The organism is Mesorhizobium montanum, from assembly GCF_033977145.1.
GTDB classification, from domain to species: Bacteria; Pseudomonadota; Alphaproteobacteria; order Rhizobiales; family Rhizobiaceae; genus Mesorhizobium; species Mesorhizobium montanum.
Genome location: NZ_JAVIJF010000030.1, coordinates 37,573 through 60,905, shown reverse-complemented (window position 1 = coordinate 60,905; position 23,333 = coordinate 37,573). Strand labels below are relative to the sequence as shown.

The 23,333-nt window shown below is 64.0% G+C and carries 25 protein-coding genes and 1 tRNA gene; 13 read left to right on the top strand and 13 right to left on the bottom strand.

Annotation, left to right across the window (positions count from 1 at the left end):
- Window positions 1–132: 132 nt before the first annotated feature.
- The 3 genes from RFM68_RS30365 (at window position 133) to RFM68_RS30355 (ending at window position 4,070) form a co-directional block, all read left to right on the top strand.
- Window positions 133–1,680: a sigma-54-dependent transcriptional regulator gene (locus RFM68_RS30365; protein WP_320236658.1), complete on the top strand. Its 1,548-nt coding sequence runs from the start codon at window positions 133–135 to the stop codon at window positions 1,678–1,680.
- A 380-nt stretch (window positions 1,681–2,060) separates the two neighbouring features.
- Window positions 2,061–3,908: a peptidoglycan L,D-endopeptidase MepK gene (locus RFM68_RS30360; RefSeq protein ID WP_320236657.1), complete on the top strand. Its 1,848-nt coding sequence runs from the start codon at window positions 2,061–2,063 to the stop codon at window positions 3,906–3,908.
- Window positions 3,909–3,996: 88 nt separating this feature from the next.
- Window positions 3,997–4,070: transfer RNA gene (locus RFM68_RS30355), tRNA-Gln, on the top strand.
- Between the two features lie 119 nt (window positions 4,071–4,189).
- On the opposite strand, the gene RFM68_RS30350 is transcribed toward RFM68_RS30355, so the two are convergent.
- On the bottom strand, window positions 4,190–5,083 hold the full coding sequence (locus RFM68_RS30350; protein ID WP_320236678.1) for an AraC family transcriptional regulator: 894 nt from the start codon (window positions 5,081–5,083) through the stop codon (window positions 4,190–4,192).
- Window positions 5,084–5,327: 244 nt separating this feature from the next.
- Here RFM68_RS30350 and RFM68_RS30345 point away from each other — a divergent pair, with 244 nt between their 5' ends.
- The gene (locus RFM68_RS30345; RefSeq protein ID WP_320236656.1) at window positions 5,328–6,077 is read left to right on the top strand and encodes an SDR family oxidoreductase; all 750 of its coding nucleotides are present in this window, start codon (window positions 5,328–5,330) and stop codon (window positions 6,075–6,077) included.
- 11 nt (window positions 6,078–6,088) lie between these two features.
- On the opposite strand, the gene RFM68_RS30340 is transcribed toward RFM68_RS30345, so the two are convergent.
- Window positions 6,089–6,727 (bottom strand): 2-dehydro-3-deoxy-phosphogluconate aldolase, encoded by a 639-nt coding sequence (locus RFM68_RS30340; RefSeq protein WP_320236655.1) that lies wholly within the window; start codon window positions 6,725–6,727, stop codon window positions 6,089–6,091.
- A complete protein-coding gene (locus RFM68_RS30335) occupies window positions 6,724–6,876 on the bottom strand; it encodes a hypothetical protein (protein ID WP_320236654.1) in 153 nt (50 codons plus the stop codon). The genes RFM68_RS30340 and RFM68_RS30335 overlap by 4 nt, the downstream gene beginning before the upstream one ends.
- On the opposite strand from RFM68_RS30335, the gene trhO reads away from it, so the two are divergent.
- The 3 genes from trhO (at window position 6,875) to RFM68_RS30320 (ending at window position 9,728) form a co-directional block, all read left to right on the top strand.
- Window positions 6,875–7,804, top strand: coding sequence for an oxygen-dependent tRNA uridine(34) hydroxylase TrhO (gene trhO, locus RFM68_RS30330; RefSeq protein ID WP_320236653.1), 930 nt, complete (start codon window positions 6,875–6,877; stop codon window positions 7,802–7,804). The genes RFM68_RS30335 and trhO overlap by 2 nt on opposite strands.
- A 121-nt stretch (window positions 7,805–7,925) precedes the next feature.
- On the top strand, window positions 7,926–8,657 hold the full coding sequence (locus RFM68_RS30325) for a tellurite resistance TerB family protein (RefSeq protein WP_320236652.1): 732 nt from the start codon (window positions 7,926–7,928) through the stop codon (window positions 8,655–8,657).
- Between the two features lie 309 nt (window positions 8,658–8,966).
- Window positions 8,967–9,728: an SDR family oxidoreductase gene (locus RFM68_RS30320; RefSeq protein ID WP_320236651.1), complete on the top strand. Its 762-nt coding sequence runs from the start codon at window positions 8,967–8,969 to the stop codon at window positions 9,726–9,728.
- A 12-nt stretch (window positions 9,729–9,740) separates the two neighbouring features.
- On the opposite strand, the gene RFM68_RS30315 is transcribed toward RFM68_RS30320, so the two are convergent.
- Window positions 9,741–10,925 (bottom strand): pyridoxal phosphate-dependent aminotransferase, encoded by a 1,185-nt coding sequence (locus tag RFM68_RS30315; protein ID WP_320236650.1) that lies wholly within the window; start codon window positions 10,923–10,925, stop codon window positions 9,741–9,743.
- 83 nt (window positions 10,926–11,008) lie between these two features.
- Between RFM68_RS30315 and RFM68_RS30310 the strand changes: the two genes are divergently transcribed.
- The 4 genes from RFM68_RS30310 to denD all read left to right on the top strand — a co-directional run bounded on the left by RFM68_RS30310 (window position 11,009) and on the right by denD (window position 13,989).
- A complete protein-coding gene (locus RFM68_RS30310; RefSeq protein WP_320236649.1) occupies window positions 11,009–11,695 on the top strand; it encodes a GNAT family N-acetyltransferase in 687 nt (228 codons plus the stop codon).
- Window positions 11,696–11,759: 64 nt separating this feature from the next.
- Window positions 11,760–12,755, top strand: a complete 996-nt coding sequence (locus RFM68_RS30305; RefSeq protein ID WP_320236648.1) for a cation diffusion facilitator family transporter — start codon at window positions 11,760–11,762, stop codon at window positions 12,753–12,755.
- Window positions 12,756–12,805: 50 nt separating this feature from the next.
- Window positions 12,806–13,012, top strand: coding sequence for a hypothetical protein (locus RFM68_RS30300; RefSeq protein ID WP_320236647.1), 207 nt, complete (start codon window positions 12,806–12,808; stop codon window positions 13,010–13,012).
- Between the two features lie 2 nt (window positions 13,013–13,014).
- The gene (gene denD, locus RFM68_RS30295; RefSeq protein WP_320236646.1) at window positions 13,015–13,989 is read left to right on the top strand and encodes a D-erythronate dehydrogenase; all 975 of its coding nucleotides are present in this window, start codon (window positions 13,015–13,017) and stop codon (window positions 13,987–13,989) included.
- 15 nt (window positions 13,990–14,004) lie between these two features.
- Here denD and RFM68_RS30290 read toward each other — a convergent pair whose 3' ends face one another.
- The 4 genes from RFM68_RS30290 to RFM68_RS30275 all read right to left on the bottom strand — a co-directional run bounded on the left by RFM68_RS30290 (window position 14,005) and on the right by RFM68_RS30275 (window position 18,236).
- Window positions 14,005–15,141, bottom strand: a complete 1,137-nt coding sequence (locus RFM68_RS30290; protein WP_320236645.1) for a nickel/cobalt transporter — start codon at window positions 15,139–15,141, stop codon at window positions 14,005–14,007.
- Window positions 15,142–15,244: 103 nt separating this feature from the next.
- On the bottom strand, window positions 15,245–15,913 hold the full coding sequence (locus RFM68_RS30285; RefSeq protein ID WP_320236644.1) for a DUF1007 family protein: 669 nt from the start codon (window positions 15,911–15,913) through the stop codon (window positions 15,245–15,247).
- Window positions 15,914–16,137: 224 nt separating this feature from the next.
- Window positions 16,138–17,037: a LysR family transcriptional regulator gene (locus tag RFM68_RS30280; protein WP_320236643.1), complete on the bottom strand. Its 900-nt coding sequence runs from the start codon at window positions 17,035–17,037 to the stop codon at window positions 16,138–16,140.
- A gap of 2 nt (window positions 17,038–17,039) precedes the next feature.
- Window positions 17,040–18,236 carry an amidase gene (locus tag RFM68_RS30275; protein ID WP_320236642.1) on the bottom strand — a complete coding sequence of 399 codons (1,197 nt, stop codon included), beginning with the start codon at window positions 18,234–18,236 and terminating at the stop codon, window positions 17,040–17,042.
- 542 nt (window positions 18,237–18,778) lie between these two features.
- On the opposite strand from RFM68_RS30275, the gene odc2 reads away from it, so the two are divergent.
- Complete coding sequence (gene odc2, locus RFM68_RS30270; RefSeq protein ID WP_320236640.1) at window positions 18,779–19,912, top strand: ornithine/lysine decarboxylase; 1,134 nt, start codon at window positions 18,779–18,781, stop codon at window positions 19,910–19,912.
- 270 nt (window positions 19,913–20,182) lie between these two features.
- Window positions 20,183–20,776 carry a GNAT family N-acetyltransferase gene (locus tag RFM68_RS30265; RefSeq protein ID WP_320236677.1) on the top strand — a complete coding sequence of 198 codons (594 nt, stop codon included), beginning with the start codon at window positions 20,183–20,185 and terminating at the stop codon, window positions 20,774–20,776.
- Window positions 20,777–20,836: 60 nt separating this feature from the next.
- Here the strand turns inward: RFM68_RS30265 and RFM68_RS30260 are convergent, their stop codons facing one another.
- From RFM68_RS30260 to RFM68_RS30240, 5 genes are all read right to left on the bottom strand, one after another.
- Window positions 20,837–21,121 carry an SCP2 sterol-binding domain-containing protein gene (locus tag RFM68_RS30260; protein WP_320236639.1) on the bottom strand — a complete coding sequence of 95 codons (285 nt, stop codon included), beginning with the start codon at window positions 21,119–21,121 and terminating at the stop codon, window positions 20,837–20,839.
- Window positions 21,122–21,319: 198 nt separating this feature from the next.
- Entirely contained in the window at window positions 21,320–21,841 is a 522-nt protein-coding gene (locus tag RFM68_RS30255) for a hypothetical protein (RefSeq protein WP_320236638.1), read from the bottom strand.
- Between the two features lie 30 nt (window positions 21,842–21,871).
- A complete protein-coding gene (locus tag RFM68_RS30250) occupies window positions 21,872–22,291 on the bottom strand; it encodes a hypothetical protein (protein ID WP_320236637.1) in 420 nt (139 codons plus the stop codon).
- Between the two features lie 8 nt (window positions 22,292–22,299).
- Complete coding sequence (locus RFM68_RS30245; RefSeq protein ID WP_320236636.1) at window positions 22,300–22,869, bottom strand: rod-binding protein; 570 nt, start codon at window positions 22,867–22,869, stop codon at window positions 22,300–22,302.
- 73 nt (window positions 22,870–22,942) lie between these two features.
- Complete coding sequence (locus RFM68_RS30240) at window positions 22,943–23,329, bottom strand: hypothetical protein (RefSeq protein ID WP_320236635.1); 387 nt, start codon at window positions 23,327–23,329, stop codon at window positions 22,943–22,945.
- Between the last annotated feature and the right edge of the window lie 4 nt (window positions 23,330–23,333).

The following is a 23,333-nucleotide window of genomic DNA, read 5'->3' as shown; positions in this document are numbered from 1 at the left end:
TGCCAAGATCAGAGGGAAAAAGAAGCCGGTCAAATCCTAAGGAATTCGTTCACCGGGTTTTTTGAAACCTTGTTTAGAACCCTGTGCCAAGATGATCCATGGGGATTTCTAAGGCGGGCGGCCAGCACAGTCATGACAGGTTCCATACTCATAGTCGATGACGATCCGGTCCAGCGCAGGCTGCTCGAGGCCGCGTTGACCAAGTTCGGTCACACCGCAATCGTCACGGACGGCGGTGACGCCGGTCTCGACGTGCTCGACGGGCCGAACGCGCGCGAGGTATCCGTCGTCATTCTCGATCTTGTCATGCCCGGCCTCGACGGCATCGGGGTGCTGAAGGCGATGCGCGAGCGCGCCATCAACATTCCCGTCATCGTGCAGACGGCTCAAGGCGGCATCGAAACCGTCGTCTCGGCGATGCGGCACGGCGCCTTCGACTTCGTCGTCAAGCCGGCGTCGCCCGACAGGCTGCAGACCGCGATCTCCAACGCGCTCAAAGTCGAGGCCGTCGAGGACGAGATGAAGCGCGTATCGCGGCGACGCGGCGGGGGGCATCTGACCTTCAAGGATATGATCACGCGCAGCCAGGCAATGGACCGGGTGATACGTCTCGGGCAGAAAGCGGCGGCCTCCAATATCCCGATCCTGATCGAGGGCGAATCCGGCGTCGGCAAGGAATTGGTGGCGCGCGCCATCCAGGGCAGCGGCGATCGCCGCTCAAGGCCGTTCGTCACCGTCAACTGCGGCGCCATCCCGGACAATCTGGTCGAATCGATCCTGTTCGGCCACGAGAAGGGTTCTTTCACCGGCGCCACCGAGAAGCACACCGGCAAATTCGTCGAGGCGAGCTCCGGCACACTGTTCCTCGACGAGATCGGCGATCTGCCGCTCGACGTCCAGGTCAAGCTGCTGCGCGCCGTGCAGGAAGGCGAGGTCGATCCGGTCGGCGGCCGCTCCACCGTCAAGGTCGATATCCGGCTGATCTCGGCAACGCACCGGAACCTGTTGCAGCAGGTCAAGGACGGCAAGTTTCGTGAGGACTTGTTTTACCGGTTGAACGTCTACCCGATCTTCGTGCCGCCGCTGCGCGATCGCCGCGACGACATTCCCTACCTGGTCCGGCACTTCATGGAAAAGGTCGCTCCGACCGATCCCCGCCGGCGCCTTGCCGGCATATCGGCGTCGGCGCTTGCCATGCTGCAGGCCTATGACTGGCCGGGCAACATCCGCCAGTTGGAGAATGCGGTCTTCAGGGCGTCGGTGCTGGCCGAGGGCGATCTGCTCACCGAGGAGGAGTTCCCGCAGATCCGGGCGCAGGTGGAAGGAACGGTAAATCTCGAAGCCGACCCGGCATCCGCAGCGGCGGAGACGACCGCGGAAACATCTCCGCAAGCGGACGAGACGGTCGCCGACGCAACAGGCTTTGCCTTGTTCGACAGCGAGGCACCAGCCAGGCTGCAACCACGTTTCGGCACGCTTCGAGCGCTCGATGAGCGCGGCAATGTGCGGGCGCTGGCCGACGTCGAACTTGAGATGATCAAGCTCGCGATCGACCATTACAACGGCCAGATGAGCGAGGTCGCGCGCCGGTTGGGCATCGGCCGCTCTACGCTCTACCGCAAGTTGAAGGAATATGGCATTGATCCTGAAGCTGGCCGTGTAGACCGGCTGGCCTCGTGACAGGCAAGGCTCGAATCAGCCTTGCCCGCCTAAAATCCGAGTCAAATTGTCGCTTTTGACGTGAAAGTCCAAGGTTTTCAGCGGTTGGCGTTGCCGAGGATCACGCATTAACGCTAACGGTAACAGATCGTGTTCTGGCCGGGGCCGGATTCTTGATCTAAACCAGCGGTTTACCACGAAATGCTGCGCACGATTTTTGACGGGATATCGCCACGGTGTTACCGCATTTCGGCTTCAATAAACGATGATTAACCATTAGGATCGATATTCGGATGTGAAAACCACGCATCCGTTTGGTCAAGTCCGGGGACAAACGGCAGCCTGCAAGGCCATTTGATTTGAACAAAGTCGAACGACGCAAAAACGGGCGGCATTTCGATATGAGCGTCTGGGCCAGGTGGCTGACGTTCGTGATTTTGGCCGTCGGGTTTTTGTCAGCGGCGACATCGGGCGTCAGGGCGGAGGTTCGTACGCTCAAGCTCTATCACCTGCATACGCATGAGAAGGCCGAGATCGTCTACAAGCGCAATGGCCGCTACGATCCGGAAGGCCTGCGCAAGATCAACATCATCCTGCGCGACTGGCGCCGCAACGAGCCGACCAAGATGGATCCGCGGTTGCTCGACCTCGTCTGGGAAGCCTATCGCGAAAGCGGCGCTACCGACTATATCCAGGTCGTCTGCGGCTATCGTTCGCCGTCGACCAACGCGCTGTTGCGTTCGCGCAGCCGTGGTGTCGCCGAGAAAAGCCAGCACATGCTCGGCAAGGCGATGGATTTCTACATTCCCGGCGTGCCGCTGAAGAAGCTGCGCAACATCGGCCTCAAGATGCAGGGCGGTGGTGTCGGCTATTACCCGACCTCCGGCTCGCCTTTCGTCCATATGGATGTCGGCAATGTTCGCCACTGGCCGGGCATCAGCCGCCAGGAACTGGTCAGCCTGTTCCCCAATGGCAAGACGCTGCATGTGCCGAGCGACGGACGCCCGCTGCCCGGCTATGAGCAGGCGATGGCTTCCTACAAGGCGCGTGCCGGCTCTGGCACCCCGAATATCGAACTGGCCAGCGCCGGTGGCTCGACCAAGCGTTCCGGCGGCCTGTTTGCGGCGTGGTTCGGCGGCGGCGCCGACGAGGCCGATGATGACGCCGATGAAAGCGCGCCGGCGCCTCAGGCGAAAGCCGTGAAGCAGGTGCAGGTCGCCACGGCCCGCAGCAGCAGCCAGCCGGGTATCGCGATCGTCGCGCCGCAGGATGCCAAGCGCGCCACCATCCCGCAGATCGCGGATGACAGCACCGACGATTCGCAGCCGCAGCAGGATACGCCGGAGACGATCATCGCCGCGCTGCCGCCCAAGGAAATCCCGCTGCCCGACTTCGCGCCGCGCCCGAAGGCCGATGTCGGCCAGCAGACGCCGCAGAACGTGCCGTTCGCCATGGCGGATGCCTCGGCGACGACGGAGCAGGCGGTTTCGACGACACAAGCGCCCGCACCGGACAAGGTTCCGTTCGGCACGGCCAGCGCCGCCGATGCCGCGAGCGCCGATCCGGCACAGGTGGCGGTCAACAACATCCCGCTGCCGACCTGGCGTCCCGACCGCTCGACGCCGGCCGAACTGGCGTCGAAGGACAAGAACGTGCTTCTGGCGCTGGCGGAAACGGCTTCCCAAGACAAGAGCGCGACCGACGCGTTCTCGGTGCTGCCGACCGCCCGGCCGCAGCCCGGCAAGCAGGATGAGGTCAAAGCCGTTCTCGAACAAGCCAATGCGACCGTCGAGGCCGGCGGTGCCGGCGCCGAATACCAGCTCGCGTCGCTGACGGTACCGGAGCCGCGCTCGGCGTTCAACGATCCGTCGGGTGTCGATGCGGCCTCGCCGCGCCAGGCCATCGCCGCCCTCCCGGCAGGGGCCGATCCCGCGCAGGCGATCGGCGCCGGCGTGAAGACGACGGCAAAGGAGGCCAGGGCGGCTGCCCGCGATCTGAAGCCGGGACCGAAGGCGATGGTGGTGGCGACGCCGCCGCAGGCCGCGCGCTGGGCGCTGGGCGCTGGCGTGAACCTTGCCTCTGTTACCGACCCGACGACGGCGCCGCGCTATGCCTACAACATCGTGCATACGCCGCCGAGCGAGGTCTATACGGCCGGCTTCCAGTCGGATGGCGAGATGCAAGATGCCAGCCGCTTCAGCGGCAACGCGGTCAAGTTCCTGTCGGTCGCCCGTTTCCAAACGAAATAGCGATCCTGCCAGACACCAGGAAAGCCGCGTTGGACGACAACGCGGCTTTTGTTTTTCGTTCTCGAAGGCCTATTTGACCACCCGGTCTTCCCGCTTCGTCTAATGGTAGGACAGCGCCCTTTGAAGGCGTGAATCGTGGTTCGAATCCATGAGCGGGAACCAGATGGCGACAAATGCCTGCTTTCGGCTTTCCGCGTCGCATGTTCGCGCCTGCCCATTCGGTCTGCAGGTAATTACGTTTCACGCAAAACTCGGTCGGCACAAGCCGGCCGTTTTTTCATTCAGTCGATCTCCAGCGTGGGCGCTTCGCCCTTGGCCAGAAGCCGCGCGGCGTCCCGCGCGGGCGGCAATCCGAACTGGCGCGCATATTCCCGGCTGAACTGGGAAGCGCTTTCATAACCGACTGCAAAGGCGACCTGCGCGGCATTGCCCGGTTGCGCGATCAGCAGATGGCGCGCCTCGAGCAGACGCACCTGCTTCTGATACTGGATCGGGCTCATCGCCGTCGCGGCCTTGAAGTGGCGATGAAACGAAGCGTTGCTCATATGCGCGAGCGCTGCCAGTTCCGTCACGTCGATCTGCTCGTTGTAGTGCTGACGAATCCAAGCGGTGGCACGGCGAATCTGTGACAGGCGGCCGTCGGCACGCGCGAGTTGGCGCAGTTTTTCGCCTTGCGGCCCTTGCAGCAGTCGAAATGCGATCTCGCGTTCGAGCATGGGTGCCAGCACGGGAATCTCGGCTGGGCGGTCGAGCAGCCGCAGCATCCGGCGCGATGCGTCGAGCAGCAAGTCATCGGCGGGATGGGTCACAAAGCTGTCCTCATCGACCGCCGGCCTGTGGTCGATGAGCAAGGTGGCGATCACCTCGATGTCGAGGGCAAAGGCGATGGCCATGTAGGGATGGGCAGCGCTCGCTTCGATCAACTGGCTGGTCGCAGGTGTCTCCACCACGTAGATGAAGTAACTGCCGGCGCCATAGGAAAGCGTGCGGTCGCCGATCAGCACCGACTTGGTGCCCTGCAACACGAACAAGGCCGTCGGCTGGCAGAGCTCGGGCAGCGGCGGCGTTGGAACCTCGCTGCGGCCGATCGTAACGCGCGGGATCGCCGTCTTCGTTCGCCGACCGCGTGCATGGCGGCCGGCGATCGCGATCAATTCCTGAAGCGCTTCGTTCATGGTTCCAGCATTGTCGATCCAAGCGAGCCGCGCAACCAACGCGACGCGAAGACGCGCACTTAGGTGACGCGTAAACCCGCACCCAGGTGATGCGGCGACGCGCACCCAGTGACGCGTAAACGCGCACTTAGGTGACGCGGAGACGCGCACCTTGTTGAGAGGATTAGGCAAGAGGGCGCGAGTATCCGGCGCGCGAAGCAAATCGGTCGACGTCATTTCTAGTCACCGAAACAGGAGAATGGAAATGACGACGCAAAGGAACGCGCTGGTGACCGGCGCCAACAAGGGCATCGGGTTCGAGACTGCACGGCGGCTGGCGGCGATGGGGTTCAAGGTCTGGCTCGGCGCCCGCGATGCCGGGCGCGGTGAGACCGCGGTGGAAGCCCTGCGCGACGAAGGGCTCGACGTCGAGTGGCTTGCGCTCGACGTCGCCAGCGACGAAAGCGTGGCCGCCGCGGCCAAAGCGGTCGCGGCACGGGCATCTGGCCTGGATGTGCTGGTCAACAATGCCGGCATCGCTCCCGGCTATGTCGACGCGCTCGGTCCGGACGGCCGCTACGGGCGGCCGCCGAGCCGGGAGGATATCGCCGACGTGAAAGCCACCTATGACGTCAACGTCTTCGGTCCGGTGCGGGTCGCCCAGGCGTTCCTGCCGCTGCTCCTGGCATCGCCCGCTGCCCGCATGGTCATGGTCAGCAGCTATCTCGGATCGCTGGCACGCGCGGCCGGCAACACCCAGTCACCCAATGTCATGGGCTATGGCAGCTCGAAGACGGCGCTCAATGCCATAACGCTGGCCTTCGCGCGGGAACTCGCGCCGCGCGGCATCTTGGTCAACGCGGCCGCTCCCGGCTACACCGCGACGGATCTCAACGCGCAAAGAGGCGGTCGGACAGTGCAGCAGGCGGCCGAGGTCATCGTGCGGCTGGCGACGCTGGAGGCCGGCGGTCCGACCGGCGGCTACTTCGACGAGAACGGCCCGCTACCCTGGTGAGCTTAGCTGAGTTATTTGGCGAGCTTGCTCGCCTCCCGCGCCAGCGCTTCAATCTCGTCCCACTTGCCGGCCTTGATGAGATCGTCGGGCGCTACCCAGGAGCCGCCGACGCAGATGACGTTGGGCAGGCTCAGATAGTCGGCGGCGTTCTTGGCCGTTATGCCGCCGGTCGGGCAGAACTTCACGTCGGCAAGCGGCGAGGCAAAGGCTTTGAGCGAGGCGATGCCGCCGGACTGCTCGGCCGGAAAGAACTTCAGGAAGTGCAGGCCGGCCTCGCGCGCGGCCATGATCTCGCCGGGCGTGATGGCGCCGGGCAACAGCGGCACCGGGCTGTCCTTGGCCGCATCGAGAAGCTGGCTGGTGATGCCGGGGCTGACGATGAATTTCGAGCCGGCGACGGCGGCTTCGTCGAATTGCTTGGCGTCGAGAATGGTGCCGGCACCGACAATGGCTTCCTCGACTTCGGCGGCCACGCGGCGGATCGCTTCCAGCGCATCGGCCGTGCGCAGCGTGATCTCTATGGCCCGCAAGCCGCCGCGCGACAGAGCACGGGCAAGTGGCACGGCATCGGCAATTTTGGCGATCTTGAGCACCGGGATAACCGGCTGACCATTGAGAAGCGACAGGAGCTTTTCGGTCTTGCTGGTCATGTGCTGGTCTCCATTTCAATCGATTTCAACCGATTAGCAGAAGGGTTGTGCCAAGTCCACGAAGGCAGGCGCGTCGCGATGCCGCGCGCCAGCCGCGTTTCCTGCTTTGCCTTGAAACCGCTTTCACCACGGTCTAGTGGCATGGCCATGACAACGATCCCAGAAATTCAGCCAATCCGCGTCGCCGCGCTCTACAAATTTGCCCGGCTCGACGGATACGAGGCCCTGCGCGCGCCGCTCGCCGCCTTCTGTTGCGGGCGCGGCATCAAGGGCACGCTGCTTCTGGCGCGTGAAGGCGTCAACGGCACCGTTGCCGGCAGCGAGGAAGCGATCGCCGGGTTGATGGATCATCTCCAGACTATCGAAGGCCTTGCCGGGCTGGAAGTCAAATACAGCAGCGCAGCCGAGATGCCGTTCCATCGCATGAAGGTGCGGCTTAAGCGCGAGATCGTCACCATGGGCGTCGAGGATATCGATCCGGCAACCAGCGCCGGCGCCTATGTCGCGCCGGCCGACTGGAACGCGCTGATCTTGGACGCCGATACCGTCGTCATCGACACGCGCAACGCCTATGAAGTCTCGCTCGGCACCTTCAAGGGTGCGGTCGATCCCAACACGACCAGCTTCCGCGAATTCCCGGCCTGGGTCGAGCAGCACCGCGGAGACCTTGAAGGCCGCAAGGTGGCGATGTTCTGCACCGGCGGCATTCGCTGCGAGAAGGCGACGGCCTATGTGAGGTCGCTCGGCCTCAAAAACGTCTTCCATCTCAAGGGCGGCATCCTGAAATATCTTGAGGACGTGCCGGCCGAGGAGAGCCTGTGGCAAGGCGAATGCTTCGTCTTCGACGAGCGTGTGTCCGTCTCGCATGGACTGGCGGAGGGCGAAGCCGAACTCTGCCGCGCCTGCCGGCATCCGCTGACGGTCGAGGACCGGCTGTCGCCAAAATTCACCGCCGGCGTCGCATGTCCGCATTGTTTCGAAGCGCGATCAGATGAGGATCGGGAGCGTTATGCCGAACGCCACCGTCAGGTGGAACTGGCGCAGGCGCGTGGCGGCAAGCGCCACATCGGAAGTTGAGCGGATCGCTCATCCGCGGAAATGCCGGCTCGTCATTGTAATGTCAGAGCGCGGAGCCTACCTCTTGCCCGTCCGAAACCCTGCCCGGGCGCGTTCGGCCGGGCCAATTCTGGAGGCATTGATGCTCGACCCCAAGAAGCTGCTCGACGACCTTCTCGGCTCGCAAATCCCTGGGACCGGCTCGACTGTCCGCGACAAGGCGGGGCAAGCGGTGCAGATGGCGAAGGACAATCCGCTCGCCGCCGGCGCGCTGGCCGCCGTGCTGCTCGGCACCGGCACCGGCCGGCAGGTGACGGGCGCCGCCGTCAAGCTCGGCGGTCTGGCAGCGATCGGCGGTCTCGCCTACAAAGCCTATCAGAATTACAAGAACGGCGCCGAGCCGGCGCAGGCGCCGGCATCCGGTGGGCCTGATCTGCTGCCGCCGCCCGCCGATACCGCATTTCATCCCTCGCAGGCGCCGCAAGGCGAGGCCGAGTTCACGCTGACGCTTGTCAGGGCAATGATCTCGGCGGCGAAGGCAGACGGCCATGTCGACGATGAAGAGCGCAACAAGATCGCCGATAAGCTCAAGCTCGCCGGCATCGGCGCGGAAGCGGAGAAGTTCCTGCTTGCCGAGCTCGAAAGCCCGCTCGATCTCGACACGCTTGTCGCCGGCGCCAAGACCGATGCGCAGAAACTGGAGCTCTACACCGCCTCGCGGCTCACCATCGATCCCGACACGCGCGCCGAGCGCGGCTATCTCGACCTGCTCGCCGGCCGCCTCGGCCTGCCGGACGCTCTGGTCGACCATGTCGAGGCGACGGTGTCGGCGGCAAAGGCGCCGGCCGGCAGCGCGCCCGGTTCGCCCTGGTAAGCAAGAGGGTTAGCGCGCCTTAAAGCGCGTCGCGCTGAAACGGATCCAGGCGACATGCATGTCGTTGTCCCTGAATCGCTACCCACTTATGGCGACATGCATTGATGCAGTTAGTCTCTCGTTAACCCAGCAAGCGCATCATTCTAATCAGTCGGACCGGCTTTTCCTCCTCCCAAGCGCGGTTCAGATGGGGGCGGTCGCCAATGGCCGCCCTTTTTGTTGGCCTCTTGTTTATCGCCAACAACTGCTTGCCATCATCCCTGCCATTTGCGATGCCACGTCTATCCATCCATGACCGGCAGGACGGCGATGACAGCCATAGCAGAGAAGACCGCCATCGTTACCGGCGCCGGCACCGGCATCGGCAAGAGTGTCGCCACGGCGCTGCTCAAGGCGGGCTGGAACACGGTGTTCTGCGGCCGCCGCAAGACGGTGCTGGAAGAGGCGATCGCCGGGGCGGGAAAGACGCAAGCCAAGGCATTGGCCGTCGCCTGCGACATCAGCAAGGCCGACCAGGTCGATGACATGTTCGAGACCGTGCTCGAGGCGTTCGGCCGCGTCGACCTGCTCTTCAACAATGCCGGCATGGGTTACAAGTCGACGCTGATCGACGAGATCCCGGTCGAAGTCTGGAACGATGTCGTCGGCGTCAATCTCACCGGATCGTTCCTTTGCGCACGCGCAGCCTTCGGCGCCATGCGTCGGCAAAAGCCGACGGGCGGCCGCATCATCAACAACGGCTCGATATCGGCCTATGCGCCGCGGCCGGGCTCCGTGCCGTATACGGCGACCAAGCACGCGATCACCGGGCTCACCAAGACGCTGGCGCTCGATGGGCGGCCCTTCGACATCGCCTGCGGGCAGATCGATATCGGCAATGCACTGACCGAGATGGTGCAGCCGACGACGATCGGCGTGCCGCAGGCCAATGGCTCGATCGCCGCCGAGGCGGTGATGGATGTCCAGCGCGTCGCCGACGCGGTGCTTCACATGGCCAGCCTGCCGCTCGACGCCAATGTGCTGTTCATGACCGTGATGGCGACGAAGATGCCGTTCGTCGGGCGCGGATGAGCGGCTGAGGCGTTACTTCTTCAGGAACGCCTCGATCCGCTCCAGCGCGCGCAAAATGTTCTCCTCGGAATTGGCGTAGGACAGCCTGACATAGCCTTCGCCGAGAACGCCGAAATCGGGGCCGCCGATCAGCGCCACGCCGGCATCCTCGAGCAGCGCCGAGGCGAGCTTCTTGGCCTTCCAGCCGGTTTTCGACACGTTGGGGAAGGCATAGAAGGCGCCCTTCGGCGTGATGCAGGAAATGCCGGGAAGCGCGTTCAGCCCCTCGACCACGATCTTGCGGCGGTTGTCGAAGGCACGCATCATCTTCTCGACGTCGTCCTGCGGGCCGTCGATCGCCGCGATGCCGGCAAACTGGCTCGGCGCGTTGACGCAGGACCAGCAGTTCACCGCCAGCTTGCGCACCTTGTCGTAGAGATGGGCACCCTTTTCGCCGTTCGGCCAGATCGACCAGCCCATGCGCCAGCCGGTCATCGCCCAGGTTTTCGACCAGCCGTTGAGCACGATCAGCCTGTCGCGAATTTCGGGGAAATCGAGCAGCGAGCAGTGGGTCTCGCCGTCATAGGTCATGACGTCATAGATCTCGTCGGACATGATGGCGACCTGGGGATGGTTCTCCAGCCCCTTGACCAGCTTCTCGATCTCGGCGCGCGGGGTGACGCCACCGGTCGGGTTGGCGGGCGAGTTGAGGATCAGCAGCCTGGTCTTCGGCGTGATAAGCGCCAGCGTCTCATCGGCCGAGAAGGCAAAGCCGTTTTCCTCGCGGATCGGCACCGGTACAGGGTCGGCGCCGGTGAACTCGATCATCGAGCGATAGATCGGAAAGCCGGGATCGGGATAAAGGATCTCCGCACCCGGCTCGCCGAACATCAGGATCGCGGCGAACATCGTCGGCTTGCCGCCGGGCAGGATCATCACATTCTCGGGCGACACCTCGACGCCGGTGGTGGTCAGCGTGCGGCGCACGACCGCCTCGCGGGTGGCTAAAAGGCCGTTGGCCGGCGTATAGCCATGGTGGCCGTCGCGCAGCGCCTTGATCGCCGCCTCGACGATATGCTGCGGCGTCTTGAAGTCGGGCTGGCCGATGCCGAGGTTGATGATATCGCGACCCTGATGGGCAAGCGCGGTGGCCCGGGCCAGCACCGCGAAGGCATTTTCCTCGCCGAGACGGTCGAAGGCTGCGATCGTGTGGAGCATTTTTCCCGTCCCTGTGGTTCTTTCTGTGAGCGAGCGTTTTTGTGACCGTCCGCTGGTAAAAGTCAAACGGATTGGAGTGGTCGGTGTCGCAAGATCTGAAGAATTGGCAGCCGCGCCCGCGGCCGGAACGCAAGGCGATCGAGGGACGCACCGTCAGGCTCGAGCCGCTGAGCGCGGCAAAGCATGGCGACGGCCTCTACGAGGCCTCTTCGGTTTCGGATGCCGGTGGGCGTTTCACCTGGCTGCCCGACTATCCGCCGGATACCCGCGCCGCCTTCCAGCCATGGCTGGACAAGGCCGAAGCGAGCGAGGATCCGCTGTTCTTCACCGTCATCGACAAGGCGAGCGGCAAGATCGCCGGGCGCCAGACGCTGATGCGCATCGACGCCAACAACGGCGTCGGCGAAATCGGCAACATCTATTGGGGGCCACTGATCTCGCGCAAGCCGGCAGCGACCGAGGCGCAGTTCCTGTTTGCGAAATATCTCTTCGACGATCTCGGCTACCGCCGCTACGAGTGGAAGTGCAACAACCGCAACGAGCCGTCGAAACGCGCGGCCGAGCGCTTCGGCTTCAAGTTCGAAGGCATCTTCCGCCAGCATCTTGTGGTCAAGGGTGAAAACCGCGATACGGCGTGGTATTCGATCATCGACAAGGAATGGCCGGCACTGCGCAAGGCGTATGAGGCATGGCTCGATCCGGCGAATTTCGATGGCGAGGGCGGCCAGAAGCGGCGGCTCGAGGATTTTCGCGCCGAGTTCGGCGCGTAGATCATGATCCTGAGAACCGGCAAACCGGCTCTCGGGACCATGGTCGGCAGACAGGAGTTTGGCGATGGCGCATGACCACGGTTCGCATGACCACGGCTCCGCCGGTCATAGCCATGGTCCCGGCGATGTGCATGGCTCGACCGATAAGAAGCGGGTGCTGGTCGCCACCTGCCTGACCGCGGGCTTCATGGTCGCCGAGGCGCTGGGCGGCTGGCTGACCGGATCGCTGGCGCTGGTCGCCGACGCCGGACACATGCTTGCCGACGCAATCGCGCTCGGACTTGCCTGGTACGCCTTCCATTTGACGGGGCGTCCGGCCACCGGCCGTCTGACCTACGGCTTCGCCCGCGTGAAGACGCTGGTCGCCTACACCAACGGCATCGCCATCTTCGTCATCGCGCTCTGGATCGTCTACGAAGCCTGGGGACGGTTGATGCATCCGGCTCCCGTGCTTGGCGGGCCGATGCTGGTGGTGGCGGTGGCCGGCCTCCTGGTCAATATCGCCTCTTTCTTCGTGCTGCATGGCGGCGACCGCGAGAGCCTCAACATGCGCGGCGCCATCCTGCATGTGCTGGGCGACCTGCTGGGCTCGGCCGCGGCAATTGTCGCCGCCGTCATCATCCTGACGACGGGGTGGACGCCGATCGACCCGATCCTGTCGGTGCTGGTGTCGCTCCTCATCCTGACGACGGCCTGGTCTTTGATGCGCGCGGCGGCGCATGTCCTGCTCGAGGGCGTGCCGGCAAGCCTCGACCGCGACGTGATCGCCAAAGATATCGAAGGCGCGGTCAAGGGCGTGCGCGAGGTGCATCATATGCATGTCTGGTCGCTTGACGGCACCTCCAACATGGCGACGCTGCATGCCTGCCTGAATGACGGCGTCGATCCGCATGTGGCGGTGAGCGCCATCAAGAAACGGCTTGCTGTCAAGCATGGCATCGAGCATGCCACGGTCGAGCCCGAATTCGGCCAATGCGCAGACAGCCATGACGAGCATGACCACCACCATGATCACGACCACGCGCATGATGCGCCGCGCGATCGCCGACACTATCACTGATCACGCCGCGACGATGAAGCCGAACGGCCTCGAACGAGGAATGCCTGCCGATGGATAGTGACACACGCAACGCTGCGACCGCCGCTGCTGTGATACTGCTCGTGTTCGGTCTCGCCGCTTATTTCCTGCCGACCATTATGCTGGCCGCGGGCAAGGTATCGACAGTCCTGGCGGCAATCATCGCCGTGATCTTCATGGTCGGGCTGTTCGTCGTCCTATGGCTGCGCGGACGCAGCCAGCGCAAGAAAGGTCTCTGAAGATGAGAATACTGATCACGGGTACAGCCGGAATGGTCGGCCGCAAGCTTATCGCGCGGCTGGCCAAGGACGGCGCTTTGCGTGGGCAGAAAATAACGGCGCTCGACCTGCATGACATCGTGGCGCCGCAGGCGCCGGCGCTCGCGGGCGTCGATGTCTCGATCCACACCGGCGACCTTTCGACACCCGGCGCCATGGCTGCGCTCGTAGCCTCCCGTCCGGATGTGATCTTCCATCTGGCCGGCATCGTGTCGGGCGAGGCGGAGGCCAATTTCGATCTCGGCTACCGGGTCAATCTCGACGGCACGCGCGCACTGTTCGACGCCGTGCGGCTGGCGGCGTTTGCACCGCGCCTTGTCTTCACCTCATCGATCGCCGTGTTCGGCGCGCCGTTCCCAGACGTCATCCCGGACGAATTCCATCCGACGCCGCTCACCTCATACGGCACGCAGAAGCAGATGAGCGAAGCGCTGCTTGCCGACTATACGCGACGCGGCTTCTTCGACGGCATCGGCATCCGCCTGCCGACGATCTGCGTGCGCCCGGGCAAACCCAACAAGGCGGCGTCGAGCTTCTTCTCCGGCATCATCCGCGAGCCGCTGAGCGGCCAGGAAGCGATCCTGCCGGTGCCGCGCTCGGTGCTGCACACCCATGCCAGCCCGCGCTCGGCGGTCAATTTCCTTGTCCATGCGGCCGAGATCGACGGTCAAGCGGTCGGCCCACGCCGCAACCTCACAATGCCTGGCGTCGCCGTCACAGTCGGCGAGCAGATCGAGGCGCTGGAACGCATTGCCGGGGCGAAGGCGGTGAGCTTGATCCGCGAGCAGCCCGACGAGACCGTATGGGCGATCGTCAAGGGTTGGCCGACTCGGTTCGAGGCAAGGCGGGCGAGGGAACTCGGCTTTGCCGCCGAAAGCAATTTCGACGAGATCATCCAGGCTCATATCGATGATGAGTTGGGCGGAAAGATCGCCTGACAGGTTTGAGAGACTTCAGGCACCGCCCGACAAGCTGGCCGACAACAGCAGCAGACCGACCACGAAGATGAAGGCCGCGCCGCCGATCTCGACGATCGAATGGATGCGGTCGCCGATGCGTCCTTCGCCGGCGAAATAGACCGCCCAGTTCTTCGCCAGCACCGCGACTGTCGCTAAGGCCGAGACGGTGATCGCGGTGCCGATCGACATCGCCAGCACCGAAAGCAGACCGCCTACCCACAGCCCGTTGAGCAGCGCGAAGCTCAGCACGATCAGCGCGCCGGAGCAGGGGCGGATGCCGACGGCGGCCACCGCCGACCAGGCCGTGCGCCAGTCGAAGCGGTCGCCCGAAAGCATTGCCGGGTCCGGCGCATGCGAATGGCCGCAGGTCTCGCAGACTTCGTCCAGGCCATGCTCGTGGTCGGCGTGAGCGTGGTCATGTGCGGAGTGATGGTGGTGGTCATGCGAGCCATGATCCTGACCGTGCGCGTGCGAATGCGCATGAGCGCGCGCGTGCCCGGCATGGGAATGCCCGCCATGCGAATGGCCGGCATGGGCGGCCGACAGGCTGTAGGCGGGGGTTCTGCCCAACAGGCGCAGGATCGACGGACCAAGCTTGCGCCAGAGCAGCCAGGCGCCGAACAGCGTCACCAGCACATAGCTCGAGATTTCCAGGAACCAGGCCGCATCGGTCATCGAGATCGCGGTGCCGCGCAGCACGAAATAGGCAAGCATCATGACGACGACCGCCGTCAGGCCCTGCAGCAGCGCCGAGACGAAGGAGAGCATGACGCCGCGTTTCAGCGCCACCTCATTGGCCACCATATAGGAAGAGATCACCGCCTTGCCGTGGCCGGGACCGGCGGCGTGGAAGATGCCATAGGCGAATGACAGCCCGATCAGCACCCAGAGCTTGCTGCCGTCCTGGCGCATCGCCTTCATTGCGGCCGCCAGCGAATGGTAGAATTCCTGCTGGCGCAGATTGATCCACATCAGGATGTGGGCGAACGGGCCCGTGGTGGTCGGCGCCATGCCGTCATTGGTGCCGATGCCGAGCGAGCTTTGCGCATGCGCGACGACAGGCAAATGGGTGATCACCAGGGTGGTGGCCAACAGGCCGAGCGCTAAGCGGATATTCGTGGGATGCCCCACGAATATCCGCTTAGATTCCCTTGCTTGTCGCAGTTTCCGATCGCAAAACCGTGGGACACTTTTGCGGAACCTGCTTGCGCGCAGCGACGGTTTCATCACCAAATTATCCTTCCGGCGGGCAGTTCAACTCGAGCTTGGTGGCGAAGATCTTGCTCATGTCGGTGCCTGTCGGATCATTGAAGAACGCGTCCGTCAGGGTCTTCTGGTTTTCCTTGATCGCCTCGTCCGGATCCGGACGGATGACCTTCCTGGTGCAGGTCGAGGGCAGGCCTTCGATGGTCAGGTTGGCGTCGTCGGTAAAGTCGATCGCCGTATAGAAGGTCGGATCATAGACGCCGATGTCGATCTTGCCGGTCAGCTTGATCGGTGTCTTCGGCTGCGATTCGAACAGGATGATCAGCTGGTCGTTGTCGAAGTTCGCCATCAGGTGCGGCGGCGGGACCATCGGGACGTCCTTGCCGTTCTGGGTGACGAGCTGGAAGTAGTTGAACTCGGCCAGCGAGGAATGGACGGTGTCGGCCACTTCCTTGAGCTCTTTGTCGTCAAGTTTCAGATCGGAGTTCTTGTCGAATTCCATCATCACTGTACTCGAAAACAGGTCGTCGAAGCGCCAAAGGTGGCGCAGCGCCGTCACACTTTGGTGATCCTGGCTCAGGATGACGTCGAGGCGAGCTTCGGCGAAGACATGCGGGTGCACCTCGGCCGGCCCGACGACGGCAAATGTGGCCGCAAGGGCCGAAGCCAGCATGGTTGCTTGCCGTTTCAGATGCATTCCGGGCCGCGATTCCATTGACATAGAGCGGTTCAGCATTTCATGGAATCGCTGAACCGCTCTAACTATTTGTTTTTGCGCAATTCCGGGCGGAAAACCGCTATGCACTTTTCCTGGAATTGCCCTAGGGGGCGAGCCCGAGAGTTAACAGAAAGCCGGCGAAATTGGGACGCGCCTCAGCTTTCCTTTGATGCATACCGCTGCATAGGTCTCCGCGACATGCATCAGACGGTATCGCGCGTCCTGAACCAGTGCACCAAAAAATCGACCAAGACCCGCACCTTGGCCGGCAGATAGCGGCGGTGCGGGTAGACGGCGAAGATGCCGGTGCCCGCCAGGAGGCGATCGTCGAGCGCGCTGACCAGCTTGCCGGATGCGATGTCGGGGGCGGCGATGAAATCCGGCAGCATGGCGAAGCCCAGGCCGGAGACCGCGGCTACCCTTGCCACGATCGGGCTGTTGACCTCGATCGGCCCCGAAACGGCGACGCTGATGGACTCTTCGCCCTCACCCTTGAAGCGCCAGTTGGCCAGCGAACGGCCATTGGTGTCGACGATGCAGGGCATGTTGGCGAGGTCCTGCGGGCGCGTCGGCGCACCATGCTTGGCGATCAGCTCCGGCGATGCGCAAAGCCTGACAGAGAACGGCGCCAGCCGCCTGGCGATCAGCGAGGAGTTCTCCAGCCGCGAGATGCGCACCGCAAGGTCGAAACCTTCCTCGACCAGATCGACGAACCGGTCGTCGAGATGGATGTCGAGCACGATGTCGGGGTGCTGCCTGGTAAAGTCGATCAACGACTGACCGATCGGCGCGTCGGCGAAGGTGCGGGCGGCCGACAGCTTGATCCTGCCGCGAACGTCGCCGGAAGACTGGCGCACCGCCTCGGCGAGGTTGTCGACCTCGCGCACGATTTCCGACGCCCGCTGATAATAGGTGTGGCCGGCTTCGGTCAGCGAGAACTGGCGCGTGGTGCGGTTCAGAAGCAGCGCGCCGAGCTCGTCCTCCAACTCGCGCACATATTTCGACAGCAGCGCCTTTGAGCGGCCGATCTTGCGCGCCGCGGCCGAAAAGCCCTCGGCCTCGACCACGTCGATGAAGGCCCGCATGCGGGTCAATGTATCCATGGTCAGACCTTTCGTGCCGCGTCGAGAATCTTGCGGCCGAGCCGTATCAGGGCAACGTCGCTGCCGGAAGGGCCCAGAAGCGACAGGCCGAAGGGCGCGCCATCGACGGAGCCGATCGGCAAGGTGATCTGCGGAAAGCCCGAAAGGCCGGAGAGGCACAGCAGCTGCAATGCTCTTTTGCGATAGGCCTGGAACTGTTCCGGCGTGCTCGAAGCGAGCGGTGCTGCGCCGGGAACGGTGGGCAGGACCAGAAAGCCGTTGTTGCCGAGCATCGCCCCGAACTCGGCGCGGAAAGCCAGCCGCCGCGCCGCCTCGCTGGCGGCAGTTTTGGCATCGATGGTGCGACCGAAGCCGAAGCGTTCCGCAACGCCGGGGCCAAGGCGGCCACCGGCCGAGATCCAGTCGCCATGCTCGCGCCAGGCCTCGAAGGCCTGCAGGCGGCGAAAGCACCAGTAAAGTTCGTCGGGGAACGAGGCGAAGGCGTATTCGGTCTCCGCCGGCTGGCCGATCACGGACGCGGCAAGCGCCTTCATGCGCGCATATTCCGCGGCTTCCGTCGGGCCGGTGACGAAGGCGTCGAGCCAGCGGATAGACAGCGGCCGGTTCAGCGGGTGCTGGTGCGAATCGCGGCCGAGCAAAAGCTTGCCGACCGTCTCATAGGTCTCGATGTCGTCGGCGAACCAGCCGAAAGTATCGAAGCTCGATGCCAGCTTCATCGTCCCGTCGAGTGGGATGCGGCCGTGCGTGGTGCGCAGTCCGATCAGGCCGCAGAAACTCGCCGGCGCGCGGATCGAACCACCGGTGTCGGAACCGGTGGCGATGTTCGCCAGCCCGCCGGCTATCGCGGCCGCCGAGCCGGAGGAGGAGCCGCCGGTGACGCGCTCGGGCGCCGCGGGATTGACCGGAAACGGGAAATGCGAATTCTGGCCGAACAACGAGAAGGCCAACTCGTCTGTCTGGGTCTTGCCGACGAATCGCGCGCCGGCATCGAGAATCGTCTGCACCGCTTCGGCCGTGCGCGAGGCGGCATGCGCCTCCGCGAACCTTTGCGGGTTGCCGCAGCCGGTGCGGTAGCCGGCGACGTCGTAGATATCCTTGACGGCAAGGCGCAGGCCGGCGAGCGGGCCTAATTCCGCATTCGCCACAGGCATTTGGCGCAGATCGAGGAAGGCATTGAGCGGCCCTTGAGTTCCTGGCATCGTTCGATTTCCGGATACGGTCCGACAAACATTGTTCGATGCCAGAAATTTTACAACCTGCGCCTACGATTTTTATTGATTGTGAAACTCTTCGCTCCTATATCGCGCTTGCCCAAAGTCGCACGTGCCTGTGGGTGTCCGCCGATCCTCGAATGGTGAGGGCAATCGGTAAGGTAACTGGAGCCAACCCCTCCAGTCGGTCTAGCGGCCAACCGCCAGCCCGAGGACACCTTGAAGCAACGACGGTGCGGGCCTTTCTGGTTCTCTTCCGGTTGTCCAAAGACCGGGGTTACTAAAGAGGCACACCTTCATTGCCGGCAGTGCGGACGGGTTTCCCATCCAAGCCAAGGCAGACAAAGCGAACCGAGGCCGGGCAAGGCCAAGGTTCATCGCCGCGAGACGGCATTTCATGGTTCCGGGGTCTCCACCGGCTGGTCCCATGAATTTGACGTCCCGCCTTTGTCCACCACGCGTCCGCGAAGCCGACAGCCCGCGTCCCGCAGCCTTATTGCGCGCCGAAAGGCGTTTATGGAGAGACCCCGATGGCTACCCAGCGCATCCTTGACTTCCTCGCCACCCGACGTCCGAACGGCCCCTGCCTCGTCGTCGACCTCGATGTCGTGCGCGACAATTTCCGCGCCTTCGAGAAGGCGTTGCCCGATTCCAAGATCTATTATGCGGTGAAAGCAAACCCGGCGCCGGAAATCCTGCGCCTGCTTGCTGCGATGGGCTCGTCCTTCGACACCGCATCGGTTGCCGAAGTCGAGATGGCGATGGACGCTGGCGCGCCCGCGGACCGCATTTCCTTCGGCAACACCATCAAGAAGGAGCGTGATATCGCACGCGCCTTCCAACTCGGCATCCGCCTGTTCGCGGTCGACTGCGTCGAGGAGGTCGAGAAGATCGCCCGCGCCGCCCCCGGCTCGCGCGTGTTCTGCCGCGTGCTGACCGACGGCGAGGGCGCCGAGTGGCCACTGTCGCGCAAATTCGGCTGCGTGCCTGCGATGGCCGTCGACGTGCTGCGCCATGCCAAGGGCCTTGGCCTCGACGCCTATGGCGTGTCGTTCCATGTCGGCTCGCAGCAGACCGATCTGTCGGCCTGGGACCGTGCGCTGGGCGACGCCAAGAAGGTGTTCGCGACGCTCGCCGACGAAGGCATCTTCCTGAAGATGGTCAACATGGGCGGCGGTTTCCCGACCCGTTACCTGAAGGACGTGCCGGCAGCTCAGGCCTATGGCCAGGCGATCTTTTCGGCGCTGCGCAAGCATTTCGGCAACGCGCTGCCCGAGACGATCATCGAGCCGGGCCGCGGCATGGTCGGCAATGCCGGCGTCATCAAGTCGGAAGTCGTGCTGATCTCCAAGAAGGCCGACAACGACAATGTGCGCTGGGTGTTCCTCGACATCGGCAAGTTCGGCGGCCTCGCCGAGACCATGGACGAGGCGATCCGCTATCCGATCGTCACGCGCCATGACGGCTCCGAGACCGCGCCTTGCGTGCTCGCCGGCCCGACCTGCGATTCGGCCGACGTGATGTATGAGAAGACGCCTTATCCGCTGCCTTTGTCGCTGACCATCGGCGACGAGGTTCTGATCGAAGGCACCGGAGCCTACACGACCACCTATTCGGCGGTCGCGTTCAACGGCTTCGAGCCCCTCCGATCCTACGTGATCTGAGCAGTTCGCAAGAAACCGCTCAGATCAACCCGAGTGGGTGCCTGTCATCCGCCCGGGCTCGCTTGTGGAACAGATCTCCGCTCGTGAAGGATCGCGGACATGGAATACCTGATCAAATCGGCCGTCGCGGCCACCGAAATTGCCCCCTCGTCCGGACCGTCGGCTGAGCTTTTCTCCGCGGGGGAGAATAGCTTCACGGCAGCGCTTCTTGGCGCATTTTCTTACGGCGAACCGGTTTCCACTTCGCCTGAAAATGCGTTCGTGCCCTCCCTGGCCCTTTGGGCACAGGCTGGCTCGCGCGGCGCGCCGGGCGAGGGGGCCGCCCAGGCGCCGGCCTTCGTCGTCGTTGGCGAAGGCGCCGGCGATCTCGCGGCGCGTGAAGCGCTGCTCGACCGCGCCATGGGGCCGAAGCGCAAGACGAAGTCGTCCGAGAAGCTGCGGCGCGGCCGCCGGCCTTCGGAAGGCCTGGCCTTTGTCGCCCGCGACGCGTCGGGCGTGGTCGTCGGCACGGTGCGGCTTTGGGATGTGAGGCTGGGCGAGGGCGGTCCGGCGCTCCTGCTCGGCCCGCTCGCGGTCGAGCCGGGATTGAAGAGCGGCGGCATCGGCTCGGCGCTGATGCGGCACGCGCTTGCCGAAGCCGCACGGCTCGGCCACGGCGCGATCCTGCTTGTCGGCGATGTGCCCTATTACGGGCGGTTCGGCTTTTCGGCCGACCGCACCGGAACGCTTGCCATGCCTGGCCCCTATGAGCGGCACCGGCTCTTGGCGCTGGAGTTGAAGGACGGCGCGCTGGACGGCGCAAAGGGCACGATCAAGGCCGTCGGCCGCAAGCTCAAGGGACAGGCGCTGGAGTTCGTCGCCTGACGCCTACTGTTCGACAAAAAACAACGCCGCCCGGTGAGCGGCGTTGTTTTTTGCGAATGATCAGCCGAGCAACTGGCCGAGCGCCATGGCGACCGTCATGTCGCCTTCGACCTTCAGCTTGCCGGCCATGAAGGCCATGGTCGGGTTGAGGTCGCCGGCAATCAACTGCTCCAGATCATCGAGCGAGAGCTTGATCGTGCAGTCGGTCGGCGCGTCGGCGGTCGTGACGGTCGCGCCGTCGATGACGATGACGCCGTCGCTGCCGGTGTCGAACTTGACCGAATGCTCGAAGCCCGCGCTTGCCACGCGCGACTTGATCTTGTCGGCAATCTCCTGAACGCCCATGGCGGTTCTCCTCGTTGGTTGCGTTGACGCGCACCGGCTTGTCGAGCCGCTGGGCGAGGTAGGCGCGCCGCGCCTGCGCGCGGTCGCCTGTCACCGGCGCATATAGCTTCGAGTTGACGTTAACGTCAACGCGGTCACCATGCGTCATCTCGCATCACGGGCAAGCGGTTGTCGCCGGCACCACCCCTTGGGGGGCAATCAATGTGCCTGGAAAGGCTTGGTCATCGCCGCCGCGGTTTCGCCGGCATTCTTGCGGCGGCGAAGCGCGTTGTCGCGGATATCGTCCTTGGAGAGGAAGTTGACCTGGTCGATCAGCACCTCGTGCACCAGCTCGACGCCGACACGGGTGTTGATGGTGTCGTGGATCGACTTGCGGAAGGCGTCGAGATCGATCGATTCCTTCTTGGTGAAATCGATCTGCGGGTTGGAATAGAGATAGGAATAGACCTGGTCGGTCATCAGCGCCTGCGCCGGGATCGACAGCTTCTTTATCTGGTCCGGCTCCACCGTGTAGACGAGCTTAGTGAGGAAATAGCCCTCGATCCTGCCGTCGCGCAGCAGCGGCACCGAGATCATGTCGGTCTTGACATAGTCGAGGCCGCCCAGCATCGGCTTCGGCGGTTCGCCCACGCCGCGCTGACCGGCCGCCTGGAAGGAATAGAAAACCGCGCCAAGCGTCACGGCGCAAATCCACAGCGCGGCGGCGATGAACTTGATCACCGGGTCCGTCCTTGCGCCTTGATCATCTCATCAGGCCCGCGCCATTCCGAATTCGCTCGCCGAATAGGTACCATCGGCATCGGCGCGTTGGATGGCGTTCCGCAGAAGCGTGGCAACCTCGTTGACGGCGTTGAGATGTGCTAGGATCGCCGCCTCGTTCTTCGCCAGTTTCTGGCGCAGCCGCAGCAGGCCTTCGCGATGCTGCTCGAGGAATTCGATCTCGTTGGCGCCTTTCATGGCGCGGTTCAGCTCGTAGAGATACCGGCTCTTGCGCGCGTTGGAGGCCTTGAGGTCATAGGCTGTTCCGCTGCGGATGCCGGCGGTCTCCTCGTCCACGGCTTCCTCGATGCGGCCGATGATGGCGGCGAGGTTGCCGGGTCGTGCGGCGGCGGGCGCTTCCATTGCGTTGGTCCGCGCGGGAAGGTTGGAAAGGTCCGTTTGGTCGGCCATGTAGGTCCCTAGATCTTGATATCCGTTTTTATGGTTGTGTCGTCGCCGGTCATCGACCGTGCGGCTTTGCGCTCAAGCTCCTCGAGCATCGAGGTCGATAGCCTGGTCTGTTGGTCGATCTCGGTTTTCTGCGGCCCCCCGGCAACCGGACCGATCGGCACCTTGTGCTTGCCGTCGAGATAATGATCGGCCAGCATCGATTTGGCGATGCCGATGCCGCCATGCGCGGCCATGACATCGGCTACCTTTTCGGCGAGCTGCGATTTCCACATGTCGCCGGCCAGGCCCTTGCCGTAAACGCCTTCGGTGTCCTTGGGCATCATGTTCTGGATGAAGGTCGTCAGCACCATCGCCTCGAAGCGCTGGAACTTCTTCGCCGGATTAACGGCTTCCGCCTTGTCGGCCGTAGCGCGCGAGAGCACGGAGCCGGCATCGACCGTGGCGGATGGATCGACGGAGAACGCGCCCGGCGCACCGCCCGCCCGCTTCAGGAGTGCTGCCCGCGCGGCCTCGAGATCGGCCGGCTCCGCAGCGCGGGCGACGTCCATCACGATGTCGCTGGGGGGAGATATCGCCAAGAAAGCACTGCCTTTTTGCCGGGTTTTGTTAGTTGCACAATGACTCAACAAGCTTGTGGCAGGCTTGCGGCGATCAGCCGTCGGAGATTCGCTTCTGCGTGATGAGGTCGAGCCGCTCGCGGTCGGAGCGCTCGCGCTCGTCGCGGCGGCGAACGTCCTTGTAGGCGCGCTCGACCATGTTGGTACGCGCCGTCGCGGTGGCGATCAGCGACGCCTCCTGGCGGGCGTTCTCGAGGTTCTGTTTCTGCTTGCCGAGCGCGTCGGTGATACGCCGGTGGTAGAGCGCGGGAAACAGGCCGGCCAGCGAATTGTCGGTGTCGAAATGCTCGATCAGTTCCTTGGCCTCCGCTTCCGCCTTGACGGCGGCGGCGAGAAAGCCGGCATGGCGCGTTTCGTGCAGCGCCTTCAACTGCTCCTGCACCCTGACCAGTTTCTTCAGGCGGTCCTTGCGCGTGGTCATGGCG

What these genes read in the sequence shown, in the direction of transcription:
- RFM68_RS30365 (WP_320236658.1), top strand. Translation starts at nt 133, where the DNA reads ATGACAGGTTCCATACTCATAGTCGATGACGATCCGGTCCAGCGCAGG.
- RFM68_RS30360 (WP_320236657.1), top strand. Translation starts at nt 2,061, where the DNA reads ATGAGCGTCTGGGCCAGGTGGCTGACGTTCGTGATTTTGGCCGTCGGG.
- RFM68_RS30350 (WP_320236678.1), bottom strand. Translation starts at nt 5,083, where the DNA reads ATGAACGAAGCGCTTCAGGAATTGATCGCGATCGCCGGCCGCCATGCA.
- RFM68_RS30345 (WP_320236656.1), top strand. Translation starts at nt 5,328, where the DNA reads ATGACGACGCAAAGGAACGCGCTGGTGACCGGCGCCAACAAGGGCATC.
- RFM68_RS30340 (WP_320236655.1), bottom strand. Translation starts at nt 6,727, where the DNA reads ATGACCAGCAAGACCGAAAAGCTCCTGTCGCTTCTCAATGGTCAGCCG.
- trhO (WP_320236653.1), top strand. Translation starts at nt 6,875, where the DNA reads ATGACAACGATCCCAGAAATTCAGCCAATCCGCGTCGCCGCGCTCTAC.
- RFM68_RS30335 (WP_320236654.1), bottom strand. Translation starts at nt 6,876, where the DNA reads ATGGCCATGCCACTAGACCGTGGTGAAAGCGGTTTCAAGGCAAAGCAG.
- RFM68_RS30325 (WP_320236652.1), top strand. Translation starts at nt 7,926, where the DNA reads ATGCTCGACCCCAAGAAGCTGCTCGACGACCTTCTCGGCTCGCAAATC.
- RFM68_RS30320 (WP_320236651.1), top strand. Translation starts at nt 8,967, where the DNA reads ATGACAGCCATAGCAGAGAAGACCGCCATCGTTACCGGCGCCGGCACC.
- RFM68_RS30315 (WP_320236650.1), bottom strand. Translation starts at nt 10,925, where the DNA reads ATGCTCCACACGATCGCAGCCTTCGACCGTCTCGGCGAGGAAAATGCC.
- RFM68_RS30305 (WP_320236648.1), top strand. Translation starts at nt 11,760, where the DNA reads ATGGCGCATGACCACGGTTCGCATGACCACGGCTCCGCCGGTCATAGC.
- RFM68_RS30300 (WP_320236647.1), top strand. Translation starts at nt 12,806, where the DNA reads ATGGATAGTGACACACGCAACGCTGCGACCGCCGCTGCTGTGATACTG.
- denD (WP_320236646.1), top strand. Translation starts at nt 13,015, where the DNA reads ATGAGAATACTGATCACGGGTACAGCCGGAATGGTCGGCCGCAAGCTT.
- RFM68_RS30285 (WP_320236644.1), bottom strand. Translation starts at nt 15,913, where the DNA reads ATGCATCTGAAACGGCAAGCAACCATGCTGGCTTCGGCCCTTGCGGCC.
- RFM68_RS30280 (WP_320236643.1), bottom strand. Translation starts at nt 17,037, where the DNA reads ATGGATACATTGACCCGCATGCGGGCCTTCATCGACGTGGTCGAGGCC.
- RFM68_RS30275 (WP_320236642.1), bottom strand. Translation starts at nt 18,236, where the DNA reads ATGCCAGGAACTCAAGGGCCGCTCAATGCCTTCCTCGATCTGCGCCAA.
- odc2 (WP_320236640.1), top strand. Translation starts at nt 18,779, where the DNA reads ATGGCTACCCAGCGCATCCTTGACTTCCTCGCCACCCGACGTCCGAAC.
- RFM68_RS30260 (WP_320236639.1), bottom strand. Translation starts at nt 21,121, where the DNA reads ATGGGCGTTCAGGAGATTGCCGACAAGATCAAGTCGCGCGTGGCAAGC.
- RFM68_RS30250 (WP_320236637.1), bottom strand. Translation starts at nt 22,291, where the DNA reads ATGGCCGACCAAACGGACCTTTCCAACCTTCCCGCGCGGACCAACGCA.
- RFM68_RS30240 (WP_320236635.1), bottom strand. Translation starts at nt 23,329, where the DNA reads ATGACCACGCGCAAGGACCGCCTGAAGAAACTGGTCAGGGTGCAGGAG.